Source organism: Bradyrhizobium sp. USDA 4011 (assembly GCF_054063415.1).
In genome coordinates this window covers 7,106,005-7,124,439 of record NZ_JBSSGG010000001.1, presented here as the reverse complement: position 1 = coordinate 7,124,439, position 18,435 = coordinate 7,106,005, and the positions used below count along the sequence as shown (strand labels likewise).

Annotated in this window: 16 protein-coding genes; 1 reads left to right on the top strand and 15 read right to left on the bottom strand. The window is 64.5% G+C overall.

Annotated features, from left to right (window positions below):
- Nucleotide 1 precedes the first annotated feature (1 nt).
- From ACVW1C_RS33575 to ACVW1C_RS33550, 6 genes are all read right to left on the bottom strand, one after another.
- A complete protein-coding gene (locus ACVW1C_RS33575; protein WP_456761931.1) occupies nt 2-853 on the bottom strand; it encodes a class I SAM-dependent methyltransferase in 852 nt (283 codons plus the stop codon).
- The gene (locus ACVW1C_RS33570) at nt 843-1,412 is read right to left on the bottom strand and encodes an acyltransferase (protein ID WP_456761930.1); all 570 of its coding nucleotides are present in this window, start codon (nt 1,410-1,412) and stop codon (nt 843-845) included. The genes ACVW1C_RS33575 and ACVW1C_RS33570 overlap by 11 nt, the downstream gene beginning before the upstream one ends.
- The gene (locus ACVW1C_RS33565; RefSeq protein ID WP_456761929.1) at nt 1,409-2,248 is read right to left on the bottom strand and encodes a methyltransferase domain-containing protein; all 840 of its coding nucleotides are present in this window, start codon (nt 2,246-2,248) and stop codon (nt 1,409-1,411) included. The genes ACVW1C_RS33570 and ACVW1C_RS33565 overlap by 4 nt, the downstream gene beginning before the upstream one ends.
- A gap of 146 nt (nt 2,249-2,394) precedes the next feature.
- A complete protein-coding gene (locus ACVW1C_RS33560) occupies nt 2,395-3,492 on the bottom strand; it encodes a glycosyltransferase family protein (RefSeq protein WP_456761928.1) in 1,098 nt (365 codons plus the stop codon).
- Between the two features lie 3 nt (nt 3,493-3,495).
- Nucleotides 3,496-5,334 carry an asparagine synthase (glutamine-hydrolyzing) gene (gene asnB / locus ACVW1C_RS33555; RefSeq protein WP_456761927.1) on the bottom strand — a complete coding sequence of 613 codons (1,839 nt, stop codon included), beginning with the start codon at nt 5,332-5,334 and terminating at the stop codon, nt 3,496-3,498.
- Between the two features lie 2 nt (nt 5,335-5,336).
- Entirely contained in the window at nt 5,337-6,890 is a 1,554-nt protein-coding gene (locus ACVW1C_RS33550; protein ID WP_456761926.1) for a lipopolysaccharide biosynthesis protein, read from the bottom strand.
- 305 nt (nt 6,891-7,195) lie between these two features.
- On the opposite strand from ACVW1C_RS33550, the gene ACVW1C_RS33545 reads away from it, so the two are divergent.
- Nucleotides 7,196-8,389 (top strand): CaiB/BaiF CoA transferase family protein, encoded by a 1,194-nt coding sequence (locus tag ACVW1C_RS33545; RefSeq protein WP_456761925.1) that lies wholly within the window; start codon nt 7,196-7,198, stop codon nt 8,387-8,389.
- A 69-nt stretch (nt 8,390-8,458) separates the two neighbouring features.
- On the opposite strand, the gene ACVW1C_RS33540 is transcribed toward ACVW1C_RS33545, so the two are convergent.
- The 9 genes from ACVW1C_RS33540 to ACVW1C_RS33500 form a co-directional block, all read right to left on the bottom strand.
- Nucleotides 8,459-9,970, bottom strand: a complete 1,512-nt coding sequence (locus ACVW1C_RS33540) for a tripartite tricarboxylate transporter permease (RefSeq protein ID WP_456761924.1) — start codon at nt 9,968-9,970, stop codon at nt 8,459-8,461.
- Between the two features lie 24 nt (nt 9,971-9,994).
- Complete coding sequence (locus ACVW1C_RS33535; RefSeq protein ID WP_456761923.1) at nt 9,995-10,537, bottom strand: tripartite tricarboxylate transporter TctB family protein; 543 nt, start codon at nt 10,535-10,537, stop codon at nt 9,995-9,997.
- Nucleotides 10,538-10,613: 76 nt separating this feature from the next.
- On the bottom strand, nt 10,614-11,714 hold the full coding sequence (gene mtnA, locus ACVW1C_RS33530; RefSeq protein WP_456761922.1) for an S-methyl-5-thioribose-1-phosphate isomerase: 1,101 nt from the start codon (nt 11,712-11,714) through the stop codon (nt 10,614-10,616).
- Nucleotides 11,711-12,586, bottom strand: coding sequence for an S-methyl-5'-thioadenosine phosphorylase (locus ACVW1C_RS33525; protein ID WP_456761921.1), 876 nt, complete (start codon nt 12,584-12,586; stop codon nt 11,711-11,713). Before ACVW1C_RS33525 ends, mtnA begins: the two co-directional genes overlap by 4 nt.
- A gap of 108 nt (nt 12,587-12,694) precedes the next feature.
- Nucleotides 12,695-13,672, bottom strand: coding sequence for a Bug family tripartite tricarboxylate transporter substrate binding protein (locus tag ACVW1C_RS33520; RefSeq protein WP_456763242.1), 978 nt, complete (start codon nt 13,670-13,672; stop codon nt 12,695-12,697).
- Between the two features lie 597 nt (nt 13,673-14,269).
- Nucleotides 14,270-15,067: an enoyl-CoA hydratase/isomerase family protein gene (locus ACVW1C_RS33515; protein WP_456761920.1), complete on the bottom strand. Its 798-nt coding sequence runs from the start codon at nt 15,065-15,067 to the stop codon at nt 14,270-14,272.
- 46 nt (nt 15,068-15,113) lie between these two features.
- On the bottom strand, nt 15,114-16,310 hold the full coding sequence (locus tag ACVW1C_RS33510; protein ID WP_456761919.1) for a pyridoxal-phosphate-dependent aminotransferase family protein: 1,197 nt from the start codon (nt 16,308-16,310) through the stop codon (nt 15,114-15,116).
- Between the two features lie 275 nt (nt 16,311-16,585).
- Entirely contained in the window at nt 16,586-16,981 is a 396-nt protein-coding gene (locus tag ACVW1C_RS33505; protein ID WP_456761918.1) for a GFA family protein, read from the bottom strand.
- 129 nt (nt 16,982-17,110) lie between these two features.
- Nucleotides 17,111-18,394, bottom strand: coding sequence for an MFS transporter (locus tag ACVW1C_RS33500; protein ID WP_456761917.1), 1,284 nt, complete (start codon nt 18,392-18,394; stop codon nt 17,111-17,113).
- Between the last annotated feature and the right edge of the window lie 41 nt (nt 18,395-18,435).

The window sequence follows — 18,435 nt, the reverse complement described above, 5'->3', positions numbered from 1 at the left end:
CTCAGGCCTTGTGACAGACAAAGGAGTAGAGCCGTCCCGGTCGATGATCGAAACGTTCGGCCATCGACAGCAGCGAACCGAACAGCCAACTTGGGGCAAGCGCAGTTCGCCATATCGGAGCAACCGGAATCTTTTGCGACAACTTGGTCACGATCGCGGCTTTCAGGGTCTCCGGCGTATAGGGAAACAGGTTGATCGGGCTTCGCAGCGGTGCCAGCGTGTCGATCGCGGAAAACCCTGCCTTGGTCAGCGCGCCGGTGTAGCGATCGAGCAGGAAGGCATGTTCGCCGCCGTAAAGGTGATGCAGCGGATGCTGCGCAAGGAACTGCGGAAGATCCGCCTCCTTGCTGATGACATGCTCGCGCGCCGCGATCAGCATGCCGCCGGGTCGCAGCACGCGAAACATCTCCCGGCACGCCCCCTCGAGATCGCGCGTATGGTGCAGCACAGCGCGGGCGAAGACGAGATCGAACGTCGCATCGGCGAACGGCAGCCGCTCGGAAAACTCTTCGACCACCTGGATCGGCAATTGCGTCTGTTGCGCCAGGCCGCGGATCGCCGCCCCTCCCACGATCGCGCTGGGATCCGGCTCGAGCGCCGTCACCGCAAAGCCGGTTCGGGCGAGCGCGTAGCTCGCGATGCCGCGACCGGCTCCAACGTCGAGCGCGGTACCCGACCGGCCGGCGAGCAGCGCGGCGACCGCTTGCCACTCGGAGCTCTGGAAATAGCGCTCGGCGGCGCCAACCAGCGGATCGTCGTAGAACGCGTCGAGCACAAGCTGGCGCTGCTCCGGCTGATTGCGCAGCCAGACCACCGCATCCTCCCAGGTGGTAAACTTGCGCTCACCGTTCATCGGGGCCAAGCTCCCTCACCAGCACGGCCGGATTGCCCGCCACGATCGAAAACGGCGCGACATCCCGGGTCACGACCGCGCCGGCCGCGACGATAGCGCCCTGCCCAACCGTCACACCGCGCAAGACCATTGCGCCCGCCCCGACCCAGGCGTCGTCGCAGAGCTTCACCGGGCTCTCATCAAGCGAGATATCGCTGGGATGTCCGCGCGTGAAAATCTGCTGGACCTGCCGGTGCCGCTCCGTCGCCCGCAGCGGGTGCGTGAGATTGTCGAAGACATTCGCCGAATGCGAGATCAGAACGCGGTTGCCGATCTCGATCGAGGCCGCCGACCAGATCCGGGTTCCCTCGCCGACGTAGCACCACTCGCCGATCTTGATCTCCCCGCCATGTGCGAAGGTCAGGAGCTCGCCGAGGATGCGGCTGTTGCGGCCGACGACGATCTTGTCGGAATCGCCACGGATGTTTCTGATCCTGGCATGGCGGCCGAGCGCGGCGTCCGGCTGCAAGCGGCACGTCGCGCGACCGAGCAGACGCTGGATCAGATGATCGAGATTCATGCCGTCAACTGCAGGCACGCGACGGCGCGCGACGACGCCGCAAGGTCGTTGCCCTGCCCCTTGCCGGTGTGGATGTCGAAAACAGTGGCGTCGGCGAGCGCCCCGGCGCTCTGCCGCGACCAGCCTTGTCGCGAATAGCCGAAATAGTCGACATGGTGAGACGCCGCGCCGAATGCCTCGATGATCCGCTCGATCATGGCAAGATCGAACACCTGATACCAACCGAGATTCTCGCGCTTGCCGAACGGCACCGAGATCAGGCAGGTGCCGCCGGGCTTGAGAATGCGCTTGAATTCCTGCACCGCCGGAACAAAACCGTCTCGATCGGTCTCGGCATCACGCGGGTCGCCCGTGTACAGCATCTGATTGTCGAGGCCGATGTGCTCGATCGTCGAAATGCTTGCGACGGTGTCGAAGACCTGATCGCCGAACATCGTCTTCCGGAGATCGCCGAACACATAGGAGTAGCCGTCACGCCAATAGCACCGCCGCTCCGGCGCCAGCGTCATGATGGTGAGATCCGCACCGCGCAGCGGCGGGCGCTGCAGCAGGAAGTCGTGGTTGAAGGTCGACCCCGCGTCCAGCATCTTGCCGACATTGTTCAATCGGCCATAGACCCAGGGATATTCCACCACGCGCTCGTCCATGGCGACGCCGTAGCCCGGTGGAAGCTCCTTTCCTGCCTGAAGCAGGCCGGCGTCGATGGCTGCGGTGATGGTATCGCGCTTGACCGTCTGATAGCCCGGCCCGAACGGTCGCGGCCGCATCCTGAACAGCGGCACGGCAAGCCCGTCGGCCACCCATTTCAGTCGATGGATCAAGTCACTTGCAGACATCATCTCGGCCCGATCGCCCGCCCACCGGCCGGCACTGTGCACCGTCTAGAGCCTTTTCCGTTCCGATGGAATCGGAACGGAGCTCCAGACTGGTGTTTTGACGCGATTTCCTTGCGCGAACCGGCATCATTTCGCTCGAAAACGCTCTAGCACGGCTCAATCCGCGCGACGAGATCGGTAAACTGGGCCCATTGCGAGGCCTTGCTGTAGGTCTGCTGCACGCGCCTCCTGCCGCACGCGGCGATGGCGGCCCATTGCGGCCAATCCTGCAAGCTGCTCGAAATCGCCTCGGCTGCCCGTTCAGGCGCGTCGTAAGTGCGCATCGTGACACCCTCCTCCATCGCCTCCGGATAGTTGCCGGAATCCGACACGAGCAGCGACCCGCAGCCCATCGCCTCGAAGCAACGCATGTTGCCGCGGTCGTTGCCGGCCATGTCGATTGCGCCGTTGAGCACGATCTTGGCGGATCCGAACAGCTCGTAGAGGTCCCTGCCGAACAGCGGCAGCCGCGCTATTCGCGCGATGACGTCGGGCCTGCGGTGCTTGTGCAGCGGCAACAACCGACCGACCGCGCTTTCGGCAAGCCGTGTCAGCCGCGACGCATCGAGGCAGAACACGATCTTGCGTTCAGCGGCCAGTGCCGCGACCTGTTCGAGCGTCCTGCCCCGCGCACTGTGATGCCGCGAATATCCGCCGACAAACGCCACATCGATCGAACGTTCGCCGTGGCCGTACTGCTCCATGACAGGATCGATCGCGGGGAAGAACAGCTCCGCCCGGCAGCCCTTGCTACGCCAGGCCTCGAGGATCGACGGGAAGTTTCCGAGCACCGCGCCGTAGGCGGTCAGGTCGGCATTACCGGAAGGCGCCGCGCGCCAGCACACTGTCTTCTTCACGCAGCCGGGAAGCTTGGCGATGAACGCACTCGGATAACGCACCGGATCGAGATTGTAGAACACGTCGGTCCTGTGATGCTCGATCTGCGCGAGCAGAATGGCTTCGAGCGTCGGCGTCCCCTTCATGCCCTGCTCGCGCGCCCACTGGCGCTGCAGCACGTCGTCGTCGCCATTGGTGAAGAAGGCTTCGGGCGCACCGTCGAGCACGGGCTCGAGAAAATGTGCCGCGCCGAAGCGATCATGCAGGAACACGTCGCGACGCGCCGCGAAGGTCGACGCTTTTGCCGCAAGCTGGTTCAGCCGCGGCAGATAGGACGGATAGAGACCGCTATTCTGGAACAGACGCATTGGTTATACGGACCTTGCCAACATCCATTTCATGTTCAGGTATGGCCAGATCCGGCCGACGGATTCCCAATCCCAGCTCTGCGATGCCGTCAAGTGGCCGACCGTCTTTCGAAGCGGTGCTTCGTCGACGAACTCGGCAAACGCCGGGACATTGCGATTGAGCAGCTCATTGGTCCAGCCCGCCAATGGCCCGTTCAGCCATTCCGGCATCGGCGAGTTGAAGCCGACCTTGCGGCGCGCGGTACGGATGCTCTCGGGCATCAGGTTCGCCATCGCCTGCCGCGCGACCACCTTGGTGATGCCGTCGGCCGACTTGCTCGTTTCCGGCAGCGCCATCGTGTAGGTCACCAGCCGCCAGTCCATGAACGGCATGCGCACCTCGATCCCGTGCGCCATCGAGAGCCGGTCGAAATTGCGCAGAATGGTGGGCAACGTGGTCGAGTGGAACATGCGATAGAGACGCCGGTTCAGCGCGCCCCACGCGTTCGGCAACTCGTCATCCTCGGCGACCAGCGGCAGCGCGGCGGGCATCGCCGTCAGGCCTCCCCGCAGGAAATAGTGCCCCTGGCGCCTGATCATCTGCGCCCGCAGGAAGTCGATGCCGCGTTGCGCCAGCTGCGATCGTGACGTGAGCGCGGCGGCGGCGTTGCGTATCCGGAATGCGGTCGACTGCCCCTCCTGCAAATAGGCGCCCATCAATTCGTCCGCTCCGTGGCCGTCGAGCGACACGGTGACGTTCTGGCGCCGGAGTTCGCGATAGATCAGCCACGCCGCGCTCGGCAACCCGATATAGACGTCGTCATTGTCGTCGAGGATCCGGTCAAGGTCGGTAAGCGCATCCGAGCGCCCGATCTCGAGAAAGCTCGGCGCCACGTCGGCCCAGGCGGCCGCCTCCTCCGCCATCGGCCGCTCGTCATTGCTGGCGCCGGGAAAGGTCGCGACAAAGGCGTGTCGCCAGGCCGTGCTGTCGCGCGGCCCCATGCCGGCTTTCTCATGAGCGGCCATCGCGCAGATCACCGCGGACGAGTCAAAGCCGCCGGACAGGCAGGTGCCGATCGGAACGTCGCTGCGCATGCGCAGGGCGACGGAATCCTGAAACAGGTCGCGAAAGCGCGCGACGCGTTCGGATTCAGTATCAGGGATCGCGGGCAGATGATCCACGGTCCGCCACCAGCGGCGCACCTGCGCGCGCCCCTGGCGCAACCACATGCAGTGCCCGCCCTGCAGACGACGGAGTTGCGCGAACAGGGTCCGCTCGCTGCCTTCGATCCCGAACGGATCAAGCAACAGCCGCCGCGCCACGTCGATGTCGAGTGACGTCTCGAGCAGCCCGCTCCGCGCCAGCGCCCGCTGCTCGGACGCGAACACGAACCGCTCGCCTGACAGCGCATACAACAGCGGCTTGATGCCGAACCGATCGCGCGCCAGGAACAGATCATCCGTGACGGTGTCGTAGATCGCCAGCGCCCACATGCCGTTGAAGCGCAGCAGCATGTCCTCGCCCCACGCCTGCCAGGCGGCAAGGATCACTTCGGTATCGGACTGGCTGCGGAAGACCGTGCCCTTCGCCTCGAGTTCGCGGCGCAATTCGAGAAAATTGTAGATCTCGCCGTTGTAGACGATCACATGGCGGCCATCGCCTGATGCCATCGGCTGATAACCACCCTCGCCGGGATCGATGATGGCGAGCCGGCGATGGCCGAAGGCGACGTTCCGCTTGGCGTTGAACCAGGTGCCCTCGCCGAACGGACCGCGATGCGCGATCAGGCTGGTGAGCCGCGAGATGTCGGCCGGGTCCACGGGGGCGCCGCGCAGATTGACGATGCCTGCGATACCACACATATCTAGGCGACCTTCAACGGCAAGAAGCGGGCGATGATGATGCGGAGATCCCGCCAGCAGACGGCGCGATAGGGACCGAGCTGCGACACGGCGACGGCAGCGACAAAGATCGCCGCCGCCGACACGCCGTAGAGCGACACCACATACCACCATGACGGCGCGTGGTCGAACGACACATGGCCAAGCTGCGCGCGCAGCACCAGCGCAACGGCGATGCCCGTGCCGAGCGGGATCAAGACGAAATGCAGCATCCGTGACCACATGGCCGAGAGCCTGAAGGTTCGCCGCAGCAGCAGCACCGTGACGACCATCTGGGCAACCATCCCGACACAGGAGCTCCAGCCGGCCGCTTGCCAGCCGAAATACGGCAACGCAATGGCGCTGGTCGCCAGCGTGAAGAAGCCGGTGACAAGCGAGATCAACGCGTTGAAGCTGGAGCGCCCTTGCGACAGCAGGTAGAACGCGAACACGTTGGCGCTCGACCCCAATATCCCACTGATCGCAAGCACCACCAGCACGAGCTGCGCCTCGGCGGCGACCTCGGCGCCGGTCCATCGATACAGCAGCGCGCCCGCAACCGGGATCAGGCCGCCAAGCGCGCTCGCGGCAAGCACGTTGAGAATCCAGGAGGAGCGAAGCAGCAGATCGACCTTGCGATCGTCATCCTCCTTCTGCAGCGTGCTGAAGAACGGGAACAAGATCTCGCCGATCTTCAGCACGCCGATATAGACCGCCTCCTCCAGCCGCTGCGCGACGCTGTAAAAGCCGACGAATTGCGGCTGCAGCAGCGCGCCGAGCAAATAGCGGTCCGCCTGGCCGGCGAACAGCGCGCCGCTTTGCGCCGCGACCTGCCAGCCGCCAAGTTTCACGAGTGCGCGCAGCGCACTGCGATCGAGCACGGGCCGCGCCAGCCAGTCGCTGATGGCATGTCGCGACCAGGCGAAGGCCATTGCGAGGTTCGTCGCGAAGCCCAAGGCCTGACAGCCGAGGAAGGTCGAGGCGCGCGGCGCGTACGGGATCAGCAGCAGCATCGACATCGTCGTCACCACCGTGCCGGTGATGCTGATCGACGCGATCCGCCGATAATCCTGGCGCGCCGTGAACAGCGAGAGGAAGACCGCGAACAGGCACTGGAACAGCCAGCCGACGCCGGCCAACGCAAAGGCAAGCCCGAGGTCGTCGGACGCCGGACCACCCAGGTGAAATCCCAATCGCGCGAGCGGCGGTCCGGCAAGGACGAGCAAGGCCGCGATCAGGCTGCCCCCGGCGACGGCGAGCGCAAGGGCGGTCGAGAAGAAACGCCGCGCCTCGCCGCGATCAGACGGTTCCAGCCGTTGCGCGAGTTCGCGCGCCGTCGAGAGGCCAAGCGCATTGCTGAACATCAGCGCAGGCGCGACGCAGGCAGTCACGAGGCCCGCAACACCGAAGGCAGCAAGGCCGAGCCGGAAGATCACGAACGGGAGAATCGCGAGGTTGAGCAGCACCGCGACCGCGAACGCCGTCGCGTTCCATGCCGAATTGCCGAGCAGATGGGATGGACCCTTTTTCACCGCCATGCCCGCTTTCGGTCCATCGCCTCGATGCGCCTCAAGTGCCTCTTCCATAAGGGCAAAAACTCATTCGGATGGCGACGGGCTAGCAGCCGGCGCAGTGATTGTCGAGGGTTGGCGGATGGCAGGGCCTGCAAGCAGGTGTGGGGAAGCCTGAAAGACCGCCAAGGCGGAGGCCGATCTGAACGGAACCATGCCCGTTTGTTTCCAGCCCGGTTTGTTGTCCGGGTAACAGTTGGAAAGGTCAGCCAAATTGTCTATGGCAGATAGGCAGTAGCCCCAGAGCGGCCCGCCAAACAAGAGGTGTCTCAATGCCCTTTCCCCGCGCATCCCAAGCCCTGTCCCGGTTCACCGTGCTGGATTTGACCCGGGTCCGGTCGGGGCCGACCTGCGTGCGCCAGCTCGCCGACTGGGGTGCCAACGTCATCAAGATCGATGCGCTGATGGAAGACGGCGGCGGCGAGCAGCCGGGCGGCCCCCGCGGCGGGTCGGATTTCCAGAACCTGCATCGCAACAAGCGCGCCATGACGCTGAACCTGAAGGATCCCAAGGGGCTCGAGGTGTTCAAGCGGCTCGCCGAACAGGCCGACGTCATCGTCGAGAACTTTCGGCCGGACGTGAAGGCCAAGCTCGGGATCGACTATGAGAGCATCCGCAAGATCAATCCGCGGATAGTCTACGGCAGCATCTCCGGCTTCGGCCAGGACGGCCCCTATCACAAGCGCCCGGGCTTCGATCAGATCGCGCAGGGCATGGGCGGCCTGATGTCGGTGACCGGCGCGCCCGGCGGCGGCCCGATGCGGGTCGGCATTCCCGTCGCCGACCTCACCGCAGGGCTGTTCTGCGCGATCGGCATCCTCACTGCGCTCTTGGAACGCGACGTGTCCGGCGAAGGCCAATGGGTGCAGACCTCGCTGCTGCAGGCGCAGATCTTCATGCTGGATTTCCAGGCGGCGCGGTGGCTGATGGAAAAGGAAGTGGCCAAGCAGGCCGGCAACAACCATCCGACCTCGATCCCGACCGGCGTGTTCAAGACCACCGACGGCTATATCAACATCGCCACGACAGGCGGGCGGATCTGGGAACGCTGCGCACAGGCGATCGGCGCGCCCGAGCTGATCACCGACCCCGATTATGCGACCGCACCGGCGCGCTCGAAGAACCGCGATGCGCTGAATGCACGAATCAACGCGCTGACCGAGAAGAAATCGACCGAGACCTGGGTGGAGGAGCTGAACGCCGCCGGCGTGCCGTGCGGGCCGATCTACTCGATCGACCAGATGTTCGAAGATGCCCAGGTCAAGCATCTCGGCATGGCCCAGCACGTTCCCAACGACGAGAACCGGCACATCCAGCTGGTCAGCCAGCCCGTCACGCTGTCGCGGACGCCGAGCAAGATGGCGGCGCGCCCGCCGGAATTCGGCGAGCAAACCGAGGAAGTGCTGGCCGAGTTCGGCTTCGGCCAGGACGAGATCGCCGAGCTGCGCCAGCGCAAGGTCGTCTAGAGATTCTAGTCTTGACGCGTTTTCTTCACGCGAACCGGTGTCCACTTCGCTTGAAAACGCTATAAGGCCTCACGCCTTTGCCGGCCGCACCAGACGCGCGACGCCGGCAAAGGCCCGATCGATCGCCGGCCAGAACAGCAGCACGATCGCCAGGGTCGTGATGGTGCCGACCAGGCCGTTCGACCAGAACACCTTCATGTCGCCGCCGGAACCGATCATCGAGAGCCGGAACGCGTCCTCGGCGCGGCTGCCGAGCACCAGAGCGAGCGTGAACGGCGCAAGCGGGATCCCGATCTTCTTGAAGACGTAGCCGATGACGCCGAAGCCCAGCATCAGCCAGATGTCGAACATCGCGTTCTGGATCGCGTAGGCGCCGATCGCGCAGGACACCACGATCATCGGCGCGACAGCCGCGAACGGCACCCGCAGGATCGAGGCGAAGATCGGCACGGTGGTCAGCACCAGCACGAGGCCTACGACGTTGCCGAGATACATCGAGGCGATCAGGCCCCAGACGAAATCCTTGTGCTCGACGAACAGCAGCGGCCCGGGGTTGAGGCCCCACACCATCAGGCCGCCGAGCAGGATCGCCGCGGTCCCCGAACCGGGAATGCCGAGCGCGAGCATCGGCAACAAGGCTGCGGTGCCCGAGGCGTGCGCGGCGGTCTCCGGCGCGAACACGCCCTCGATACGGCCCTTGCCAAAACTTTCCTGATCCTTGGCGAAACGCTTGGCGAGATTGTAGCCCATGAAGGAGGCCGCAATCGCACCGCCCGGCGTGATCCCGAGCCAGCAGCCGATCACGGACGAACGCAGCAGCGTCACCCAGTATTTCGGCAGGTCCTTCCACACCGAGAGCACGACGCGCAGGCTGATACTGGCGGCGTGCCCGCGCAGCGCCAGGCGCTCCTCCATCGTGAGCAGGATTTCGCTGATGCCGAACAGGCCGATGACCGCGACAAGGAAGTTGATGCCGCGCAGCAGCTCCGCAGAGCCGAACGTCATGCGCAGCTGCCCGGACACCGTATCCATGCCGACGCCGGCGAGCAGCAGCCCGAGCGACATCGAGATCACGGTCTTGTGCTTGGCTTCGCGGCCGAGGCCGACGAACGAGCAGAAGGTCAGCAGATAGACGGCGAAGAATTCCGGCGGGCCGAACTTCAGCGCGAACGACGAGATCATCGGCGCCAGGAAGGTGATCAGCAGCACCGCGACCAGCGAGCCGATGAAGGACGAGGTGAACGCCGCGGTCAGCGCTTCGGCCGCCCTGCCCTGCTGCGCCATCGGATAGCCGTCGAACGTGGTCGCGACCGACCAGGCTTCGCCGGGGATGTTGAACAGGATCGAGGTGATGGCGCCGCCGAACAGCGCACCCCAATAGATGCACGACAGCATCACGATGGCGGATGTCGGATCCATCGTGAAGGTCAAAGGCAGCAGGATCGCAACGCCGTTGGGACCGCCAAGCCCCGGCAGCACGCCGACGAAGATGCCGAGCACGAGGCCGACCATCATCAACAGCAGCGTCTTCCACGTCAAAAGGACGGCAAAGCCGTGCAGCAGGAGACCGAAGGCTTCCATGTTTTCGAAATCCTGTCGGTTAGCTCAGTAGCCGAAGGCCGCTTCGAGCGGCCCCTTCGGCATGATGACGTCGAATGCGATGTCGAAGGTCACGAACATCGCGGCGGTGAAGACGAAGGCGGTGAGCAGCGACTTCCACAGCGCGATCTTGCCGACGAGTCGCATGAAGCCCGCGATCAGAAGGAAGCTTGCGACATAGAGGCCGAGATATTGGGTGGCGAGGCAGAACAGGAAGGTCGGCACGAACACCGCCATCACCCGGCGAAACTGGGCGCGGGTGACAAAGGTCTCGGCTACTTCCCGGCGCGAGACGAAGGCGGCGCCGAGGCCGTAGAGGCTGGCGGCGCCGAGAATCACCGAAAGGTAGAACGGAAAGTAGCCCGGCTGCGGCCCGGTCGAGTCCCACGATGCGCCGGTGCGCCAATTGTCCCAGCCGAGCACCAATGCGAGCGCGAGCAGCAGCAGCGAGACGACGACGTCGACGACGCCGCTGCTGACGACGGCCGGCGAGTTCTCTTCAGGCGCGGTCGGATCGTCGACGACGATCTCAAGTTCGGTATTGGACATGGACTGGACGGTCTGGGTTGCGAGGGCAACGATTGGGATAGCGTGCTGAACCAATCACCGTCAATGCAGCCTTCAGCTAACGCCCGGAACGTTCGGGAAATGCGCTCGCAAGCGCAGCACGATCCGCACCGAGGACGCCGCGCTCGGTGATCAATCCCGTCACCAGCCGCGCCGGCGTGACGTCGAAGCCGAAATTGGCGACGGAAGAGCCGTCCGGAACCACGCGCACGGTCTCGATCCGTCCATCCGCCGTGCGCCCGCTGAGGTGCGTCACCTCGCTGGCCGCGCGCTGCTCGATCGGAATCTGCCTGACGCCATCGTCGATACTAAAGTCGATGGTCGGCGACGGCAGTGCAACGTAGAACGGCACATCGTTGTCATGCGCGGCGAGCGCCTTCAGATAGGTCCCGATCTTGTTGCAGACGTCGCCATTGGCGGCGACGCGGTCGGTCCCGACGATCGCAAGGTCGACCATACGATGCTGCATCAGATGGCCGCCGGTGTTGTCGGGGATCACGGTGTGCGGCACGCCGTGGTGACCGAGTTCCCAGGCGGTGAGCGAAGCGCCCTGATTGCGCGGCCGCGTCTCGTCGACCCACACATGGACCGCAATGCCGCGATCATGCGCCTGGTAGATCGGTGATGTCGCCGTTCCCCAATCGACCGTTGCAAGCCAGCCGGCATTGCAATGCGTCAGCACGTTGACCGGCTCGCCCGGCTTCTTGGTCGCGGCGATTTTTTCGATCAGGCCGAGCCCGTGGCGGCCGATCTCGCGGTTGATCTCGACATCCTCATCGGCGATCTCGCGGGCGCGCGCATAGGCCGCGTCGGCCCGGGCTGAAGCTGCGAGCGGCGCGAGCGCGCGTCGCATCTCGTCGATCGCCCACTTCAGATTGATCGCGGTCGGCCGGGTTGCAGCCAGCATCTTGCCGGCGCGGTCGAGCGCCGCATCGGAGGAATCGGCGCGCATCGCGAGCGCCATGCCATAGGCTGCGGTGGCGCCGATCAGCGGCGCGCCGCGCACCAGCATCGAGCTGATGGCTTCGCCGGCCTCCTCAGCCGTCGTGATTTTTGCAATGATGAACTCATGCGGCAATCGTCGCTGATCGATCGCACCGACGGACCAGCCGTCGGGCTCGAGCCAGATACTGCGAAAATGCCGTCCATCGACCTTCATCCGCGCAACACCCTTCCAGCCACAGCATCGAGCTTCGCCAACAACTGAGGATCGCGCGCCGCAGGCGCGGTGATCAGCGCGGTATCAAGCGCGCGGTCCGAACCGATCGGACACGGCTCGTGTGCGCGCGGGAAATCCCGCGCCAGACGCGCGACCAGCGCCTTGGCCTTCTCGGCGTTCGAATTCAGCACGCGGATGATGTCCTGCACCGTCACGGCATCATGAGCCGGATGCCAGCAGTCGAAATCGGTGACCATCGCGACGCTGGCGTAGCAGATCTCGGCCTCGCGGGCGAGCTTGGCTTCCGGCATGTTGGTCATGCCGATCACCGAATAGCCCTGCGCCTTGTAGGTCAGGCTTTCCGCGAGCGAGGAGAATTGCGGCCCCTCCATGCAGAGATAGGTGCCGCCACGCGCAAACGCGATGCGCTCGGCCTCGGCAGCGGCGACGAGATGCTTCGCCAGCAGCGGGGATACCGGATGCGCCATCGACACATGCGCGACGCAGCCCTTACCGAAAAACGAGCTCTCGCGCTTGTAGGTGCGGTCGACGAACTGATCGACCAGCACGAACGTGCCCGGCGGCAGCTCTTCCTTGAACGAGCCGCAGGCGGATAGCGCGACCAGGTCGGTGACGCCCGCCCGCTTCAGCACGTCGATATTGGCGCGATAGTTGATGTCGGACGGCGACAGCGCGTGTCCCTGGCCGTGTCGCGGCAGGAACACGATCGGCAGGCCCGCCATCTCGCCGCGGCGCAGCGGCGCGGACGGTTCGCCCCAGGGACTCGTGATCGTTTCCTCGCGGACATTTTCCAGGCCCGGCAGATCGTAGATGCCGGATCCGCCGATGATCCCCAACACGGCTTTGGTCATGATCGCTCCACGGCTTGCCGGACGTCCGGCCATACTGCGGCGCAATAATCACTGCGCCGCTGCCGCTTGCAAGCCAATTCCAACCCGAAGGTAAGCAAACCGCGCCCGCTACTTCGCGACGAAGCCCGCCGCATTCATCAGCGAGGCATTCTGCTTGTCGTCATCCTCGAGGAACTCGACCATGTCCTTGCCGGTGAGGAAGATCGGCTTCAAGGCCTGCTTCTCCATGTAGTCCTTGTATTCAGCCGTCTGTGTCACCTTCTGGAACAGATCGACATAGAACGCCTGCTGCTCCTGCGTGACCTTGCCGGGCAGGAACATCGCGCGCAGCATCAGATACTGCACGTCCAGCCCCTCCTCCTTGCAGGTCGGGATGTCGTTCCAGGATTGCGTGTCGGTGAGCTTGGTCTTGTAGGAGATGCGCTCCTTGTCGAACACGCAGAGCGCGCGAACCTGTCCGGCCCGCCAGACCTCGAGATTTTCGCTCGGATTGTTGACGTTGGACTCGGTGTGGCCGCCGACCAGCTGGGTCGCGGCCTCGCCGCCGGACTTGTAGGGCAGATAGGAGAATTTCGCGCCGGTCTTCTGCTCCATGAACACGGTCAGCACATGATCTTCGCGCTTGGAGCCCGTGCCGCCCATCTTGAACGGCGCGCTCGCGGCCTTCGCGGCCGCGATGAAATCCTTGACGGTCTTGGGGCCCGACGCATTGTCCCACAGCACGAACTGGTCGAGCGCGATCACCGACACCGGCGTCAGGTCGCGCCAGTTGAACGGGATCTTGGCCGACAGCGGCAGCATGTAGATCAGCGAATAGGCGATCAGCACCTTGTTGGGATCGCCCTCGCTGGACTTCATGTACATCAGCGCTTCCGCACCTGACGCGCCGCCCTTCAGCGACACCACCATCGGCTGCTTCATCAGGTTGTTCTTCTGGATCGCCGCCTGCATCATGCGCGCCATCTGGTCGGAGGCGCCGCCGGCGCCGGCCGCAACCACGATCTCGACCGGCTTGCTCGGCTCCCAGCCGGCGAACGCCGGCGTGCTCAGCAGCAAGGCCGCGATGGCTGCCGTGGTCTTCACGATCTGTCCCACGTGTTTCTTCCCTATCTATTTGTTCGGCTTCGCAAAACCGTCGAGGTGGCGGGTTCGCGTCATTGTGCCGAGAATGCAGGTGAGTGCAAGCCGCCGAACTGCCGCATGACCTATGACTTTGGAATGAGTAACGGCATCATTTTCTGTAAGCGCGCCGCTTGTTCGCTGTCGTCCCTGCGAAAGCAGGGACCCATAACCGCAGGCGTTCGTTGTTGAAGCGAGTTGTGGCTCCAGCGCTATGCAACAATGACGTTCGGTGGTTATGGGTCCCGGGTCGCGCTTCGCTTGCCCGGGACGACACCGAATTTGTGGAGCGATCTGCGAGTCGCGCATATGCCTTCTCGCGACAGGAATTGCCCGAGCCTTGCTCTTCGTTCCGCCCTCTCTCGAACAAAGGGCGCAGGGAAAGCCGGGTGCCGATCGCACCCATGGGTCACGTGCAACAGGAAGCACGGGAGGCAGGACCACAGGTGTAACCGGGAACTCCGGCTTTCCCTGCGCGATGGGCTACGGCTTACTTCGTGCTCTCCCTGATGAGACTGGGCTTGCTTGTCACCGCTCTCGCAACACGCGTTCGCCTCGTCGCCGTTACTTGCCCTTGAAGTGGGGCGTGCGCTTGTTGAGGAAAGCGTCCATGCCCTCGCGGAAATCCTCGCTCATATAGGCGCGCAGGATCAGGTCTTCGCCTTCGTCGCGCGACAGCGTGCGGCGGATGCGGCGCACCGCTTCCTTGGTCACCTCCAGCGTAATCGGCGCATGGCCGGCGACGAGTTGCGCGGTCTCCGTGGCGCGGCGCTGCAGCGTTTCCACGTCGGGGACGACTTCGTTCAGCAGCCCGAGCGCCAATGCTTCGGGCGCCTCGACCAGGCGCGCCTTGAAGATCAGATCCTTGGTCCGCGCCGGACCGATCAGCGAGACCAGCCGCGAGATGTTGGACATCGAGAGGCAGTTGCCGAGCGTGCGCGCGATCGGGAAGCCGATCCGGGTCGCCTCGGTGCCGATGCGGATGTCGCAGCATGCGGCGATACCGGCGCCGCCGCCGGTGCACGCGCCGGCGATCGCCGCGATGACGGGCACGCGGCACTGTTCGAGTGTTCCCAGCACGCGATCGATCCGCGCCTCGTAGTCCAGCGCATCCTGCGCGGTCTTGAACGCGCGGAACTGCGAGATGTCGGTGCCCGAGGCGAATGCCTTGTCGCCGGCACCGGTCAGGATCAGCGCCTTGATGGAGTGATCCTGATTGATGTTCTCGCAGATCGAGGCCATCTGCTCGTACATCGCAAAGGTCAGCGCGTTGCGGGCCTGCGGCCTGTTGAACGTGATGCGCGCGATCCCGTCCGCGACGGAGTAGATCAGGTCTTCGGTCGGTGCGACAGGCGCGTTCATGTCCCGCTCTTTCTGTTCTTTGCGATAAGGTTTCAGGCCAGCCTACTCAAGCAACGGCTTTTGACGCCTGCGATGGGTCGCGTCCCTTGAGGACCTCCATCGCCGCCAGCACACCGCCACTGCGATGCGGCACCTTGGCCAGATCGAGACCCATCTCGACGCCGGACAGCGTGCCCATCAGCATCAAATCGTTGAAGTGGCCGATATGCCCGATCCGGAACACCTTGCCCTTGACCTTGTTGAGGCCGGTGCCGAGCGACATGTCGAAATTCTCAAGCACGACCTTGCGGAAGTGATCGGCATCGTGGCCATCGGGCACGCGCACCGCGGTCAGCGCCGGCGAATGCGCGCCCTGCTCCTGGCACTGCGTCTCCAGTCCCCAGACCTTGATGGCGGCACGCGTCGCTTCGCTGTGGCGCTTGTGGCGGGTGAAGACGTTGTCCAGCCCCTCCTCCTCCAGCATCTTCACGGCCTCCCTGAGGCCGAACAGCAGATTGGTGGCGGGCGTATACGGCCAGGTGCCGGCCTTGTTGATGTTGATGACCTCCTGCCAATCCCAATAGGAGCGCATCCCCGGATTGGCCTTGGCCACGGCAAGCGCCTTCTCCGACACGGCGTTGAAGCCGAGGCCGGGCGGCAGCATCAGCCCCTTCTGGGAGCCGGCGATCGAGACGTCGATGCCCCAGGCATCGTGTTCATATTCCAGCGAACCGAGGCCGGAGATGGTGTCGACCATCAAGAGCGCCGGATGCTTCAGCGTATCGAGGATCTTGCGGACGTCGCGCGGATAGGTGACGCAGGCGGTCGAGGTCTCGTTATGGACCACGCAGACGGCCTTGATCTTGTGCGCCTTGTCGGCGGACAGCCTGGCCTCGATCTGCTCGAGGTCGGCGCCATGGCGCCAGTCGCCCGGAATGAAATCGACGTCGAGCTTGAACTTGTCGGCGATGCCGTGCCACAGCACCGCGAACTGGCCGGTCTCGCACATCAAGACCTTGTCGCCGGGCTGCAAGGTATTGACGATCGCGGCCTCCCAGGCGCCGGTGCCGGACGACGGATAGATGATCACGGGCTGCTTGGTGCGGAACACACGCTGCATCGCAGAAAGCACGGCAAAGCCGATCTCGGCGAATTCGGCACCGCGATGGTCCATGGTCGGCATGTCCATGGCGCGCAGCACCCGATCCGGCACATTGGTCGGTCCCGGAATCTGCAGAAAATGCCTTCCCGTGTGCACGGTCATGAGCGTCTTTCCCGGTCTTGTCTTGGTCGTGGTGAGCCGCTCGCATATCACTATCCGGAAATCGAAGCCAACCATATCAGCCCATAGCGGCCCACATGGCTTAGCTCTTCTTGAGATGGCTCAGTGAGTTGGCATCCGAGGCCATACCCGGCCGGACCGATCCGGCGCGACGCCGACTGGGCGAATGCTGGACCACGCCTGTTGGAGCGGAGCCCGCCCCAACCGTACCGGCCGCCCTGCTGGGTACTGGCCCAAATCCTGGCGATCCCGACGACTCAACTCGGGAAGCGCTCGAAGGCCGGAAGATCGTGAACGGACCCTACCCATCCGACGCGCTCGGCAGTCTGCACCTGAACCTTGGGCGAGATCGAATTCGGATCGTCGAGCGCAGCGATCCTGACTTGCATCATGCCCATCTGGTCGAGAATGCCATTGCCGAAGAACAGCCCCGCGCCGCACGTCGGGCAGAACGAGCGCTGGCCGCTTTCTGAAGACGAATAGACCTTCGGCTTCCCCTGGATTGATACCGCGGCCTTCGGGACCATTGCCCACGCCAGCATCGGCGCTCCAGATTGCCTCCGACAATCGTGGCAATGGCACACGGTACTGAAAGCCGGCTGATCGGGGACTTCGAACCTGATCTCACCGCAATGGCAGCCGCCGCAAAGCATACCCAAATTCACTACTCCCAGCCTCTCTTCAAGACTGCATCCATGTCACCATTTTCGCCGGATTTGTCCTCCGCCCGGCGGGGGTCAGTCATGCGTATCCGGCGGCGCCTTGCGGACACCGGCGGCCGTTCATTCGGCGGCCACCACCTTTCGCGGCGCGGCCAACTCGCCGGCTTCCTCGAACGGCCGCTCGGGGTGCATCAGGAACGCCGAGAAACCTCCAAGCAGCAGCAGCCCCATCGACATCAGGAACGGCAGGTACCAGTTTCCGGTGGCGTCGATGACGAAACCGGCGACCAGCGGCGAGACGATCGCCGCGAACGCCGAACCGCTGTTCATGATTCCCGCGGCGGTGCCGGAATATTTCGCCGCGATGTCCATCGGGATCGACCACATCGGGCCGATCACGAGCTCGGCGCAGAAGAAGCCGGCCGACAGGCAGAGCGCGACCACCGTGATGTCATGAACGAACAGGATCGGCATCAGCGAGAGCAGCGCGCCGGCGAATCCCACGATCGTCACGCTGAGCCGCGCCAGCCGCACATTGCCTGTGCGCTCGAGGATGCGGTCGGAGATGACGCCGCCGATACTGTCGCCGACCACGCCGGCAAAGAACACGCCGGATGCGAACAGCGCCGAGTTCTTCAGATCGAGGCTGTAGTTGTTCTTGAAGAACAGCGGCAGCCAGTTGAGGTAGAGCCACAGGCACCAGCCGTAGCAGAAATACGTCAGCGTCACCGGCCACATCCGCTGCAACAGCGGCCCCCACGGCACCTTCGGCCGCTCGCCCTGCGGGCGCGGCGGCAACGTCGCAAGCTCGGCCGCGGTGATGGAGCCGTGGTCCCTAGGCTCGTTGCGGAAGTACCAGACCCACGCAACACCCCAGATCAGACTGACGACGCCGAGCACGACGAATGCGCCGCGCCATGTCAGCCAGAGGATCAGGAGCGCGACCACCGGCGGGGTCACTGCGTTGCCGAGCCGTGCGAACGCGTGGGTCAGGCCTTGCGCGAAGCCGCGGCGGTTCGCGGGCGTCCAGTACTGCATGGCGCGGGTCGCGGTCGGGAACGTCGCCCCTTCGCCGAAGCCCAGCGCGAAGCGCGCGACGAACAGCGCGGCGAGACCGTGGACGAAGCCGGTCATGATGGTGGCCGCGGCCCAGATCATGCCGCACCAGAACAAGGTCTGGCGCGGCCCGAAACGATCGCCGACCCAGCCGCCGATCACCTGGAACAGCAGATACGGATAGGCGAAGGCCGAGAACACCAGGCCGAGCTCGGTGTTGGACAGACCGAGTTCCTTCTGGATCTCGCTGGCCGCGGTGCCGATGTTGACGCGGTCGACATAGGTGATGAAATACATCACGCAGAGCATGGCCAACACGACATGGGTGGCCTTGAACCGAAGCCTCATATCCCTCCCCTTCCCTGATCCGCGATTTTTCTGAGCCGTTG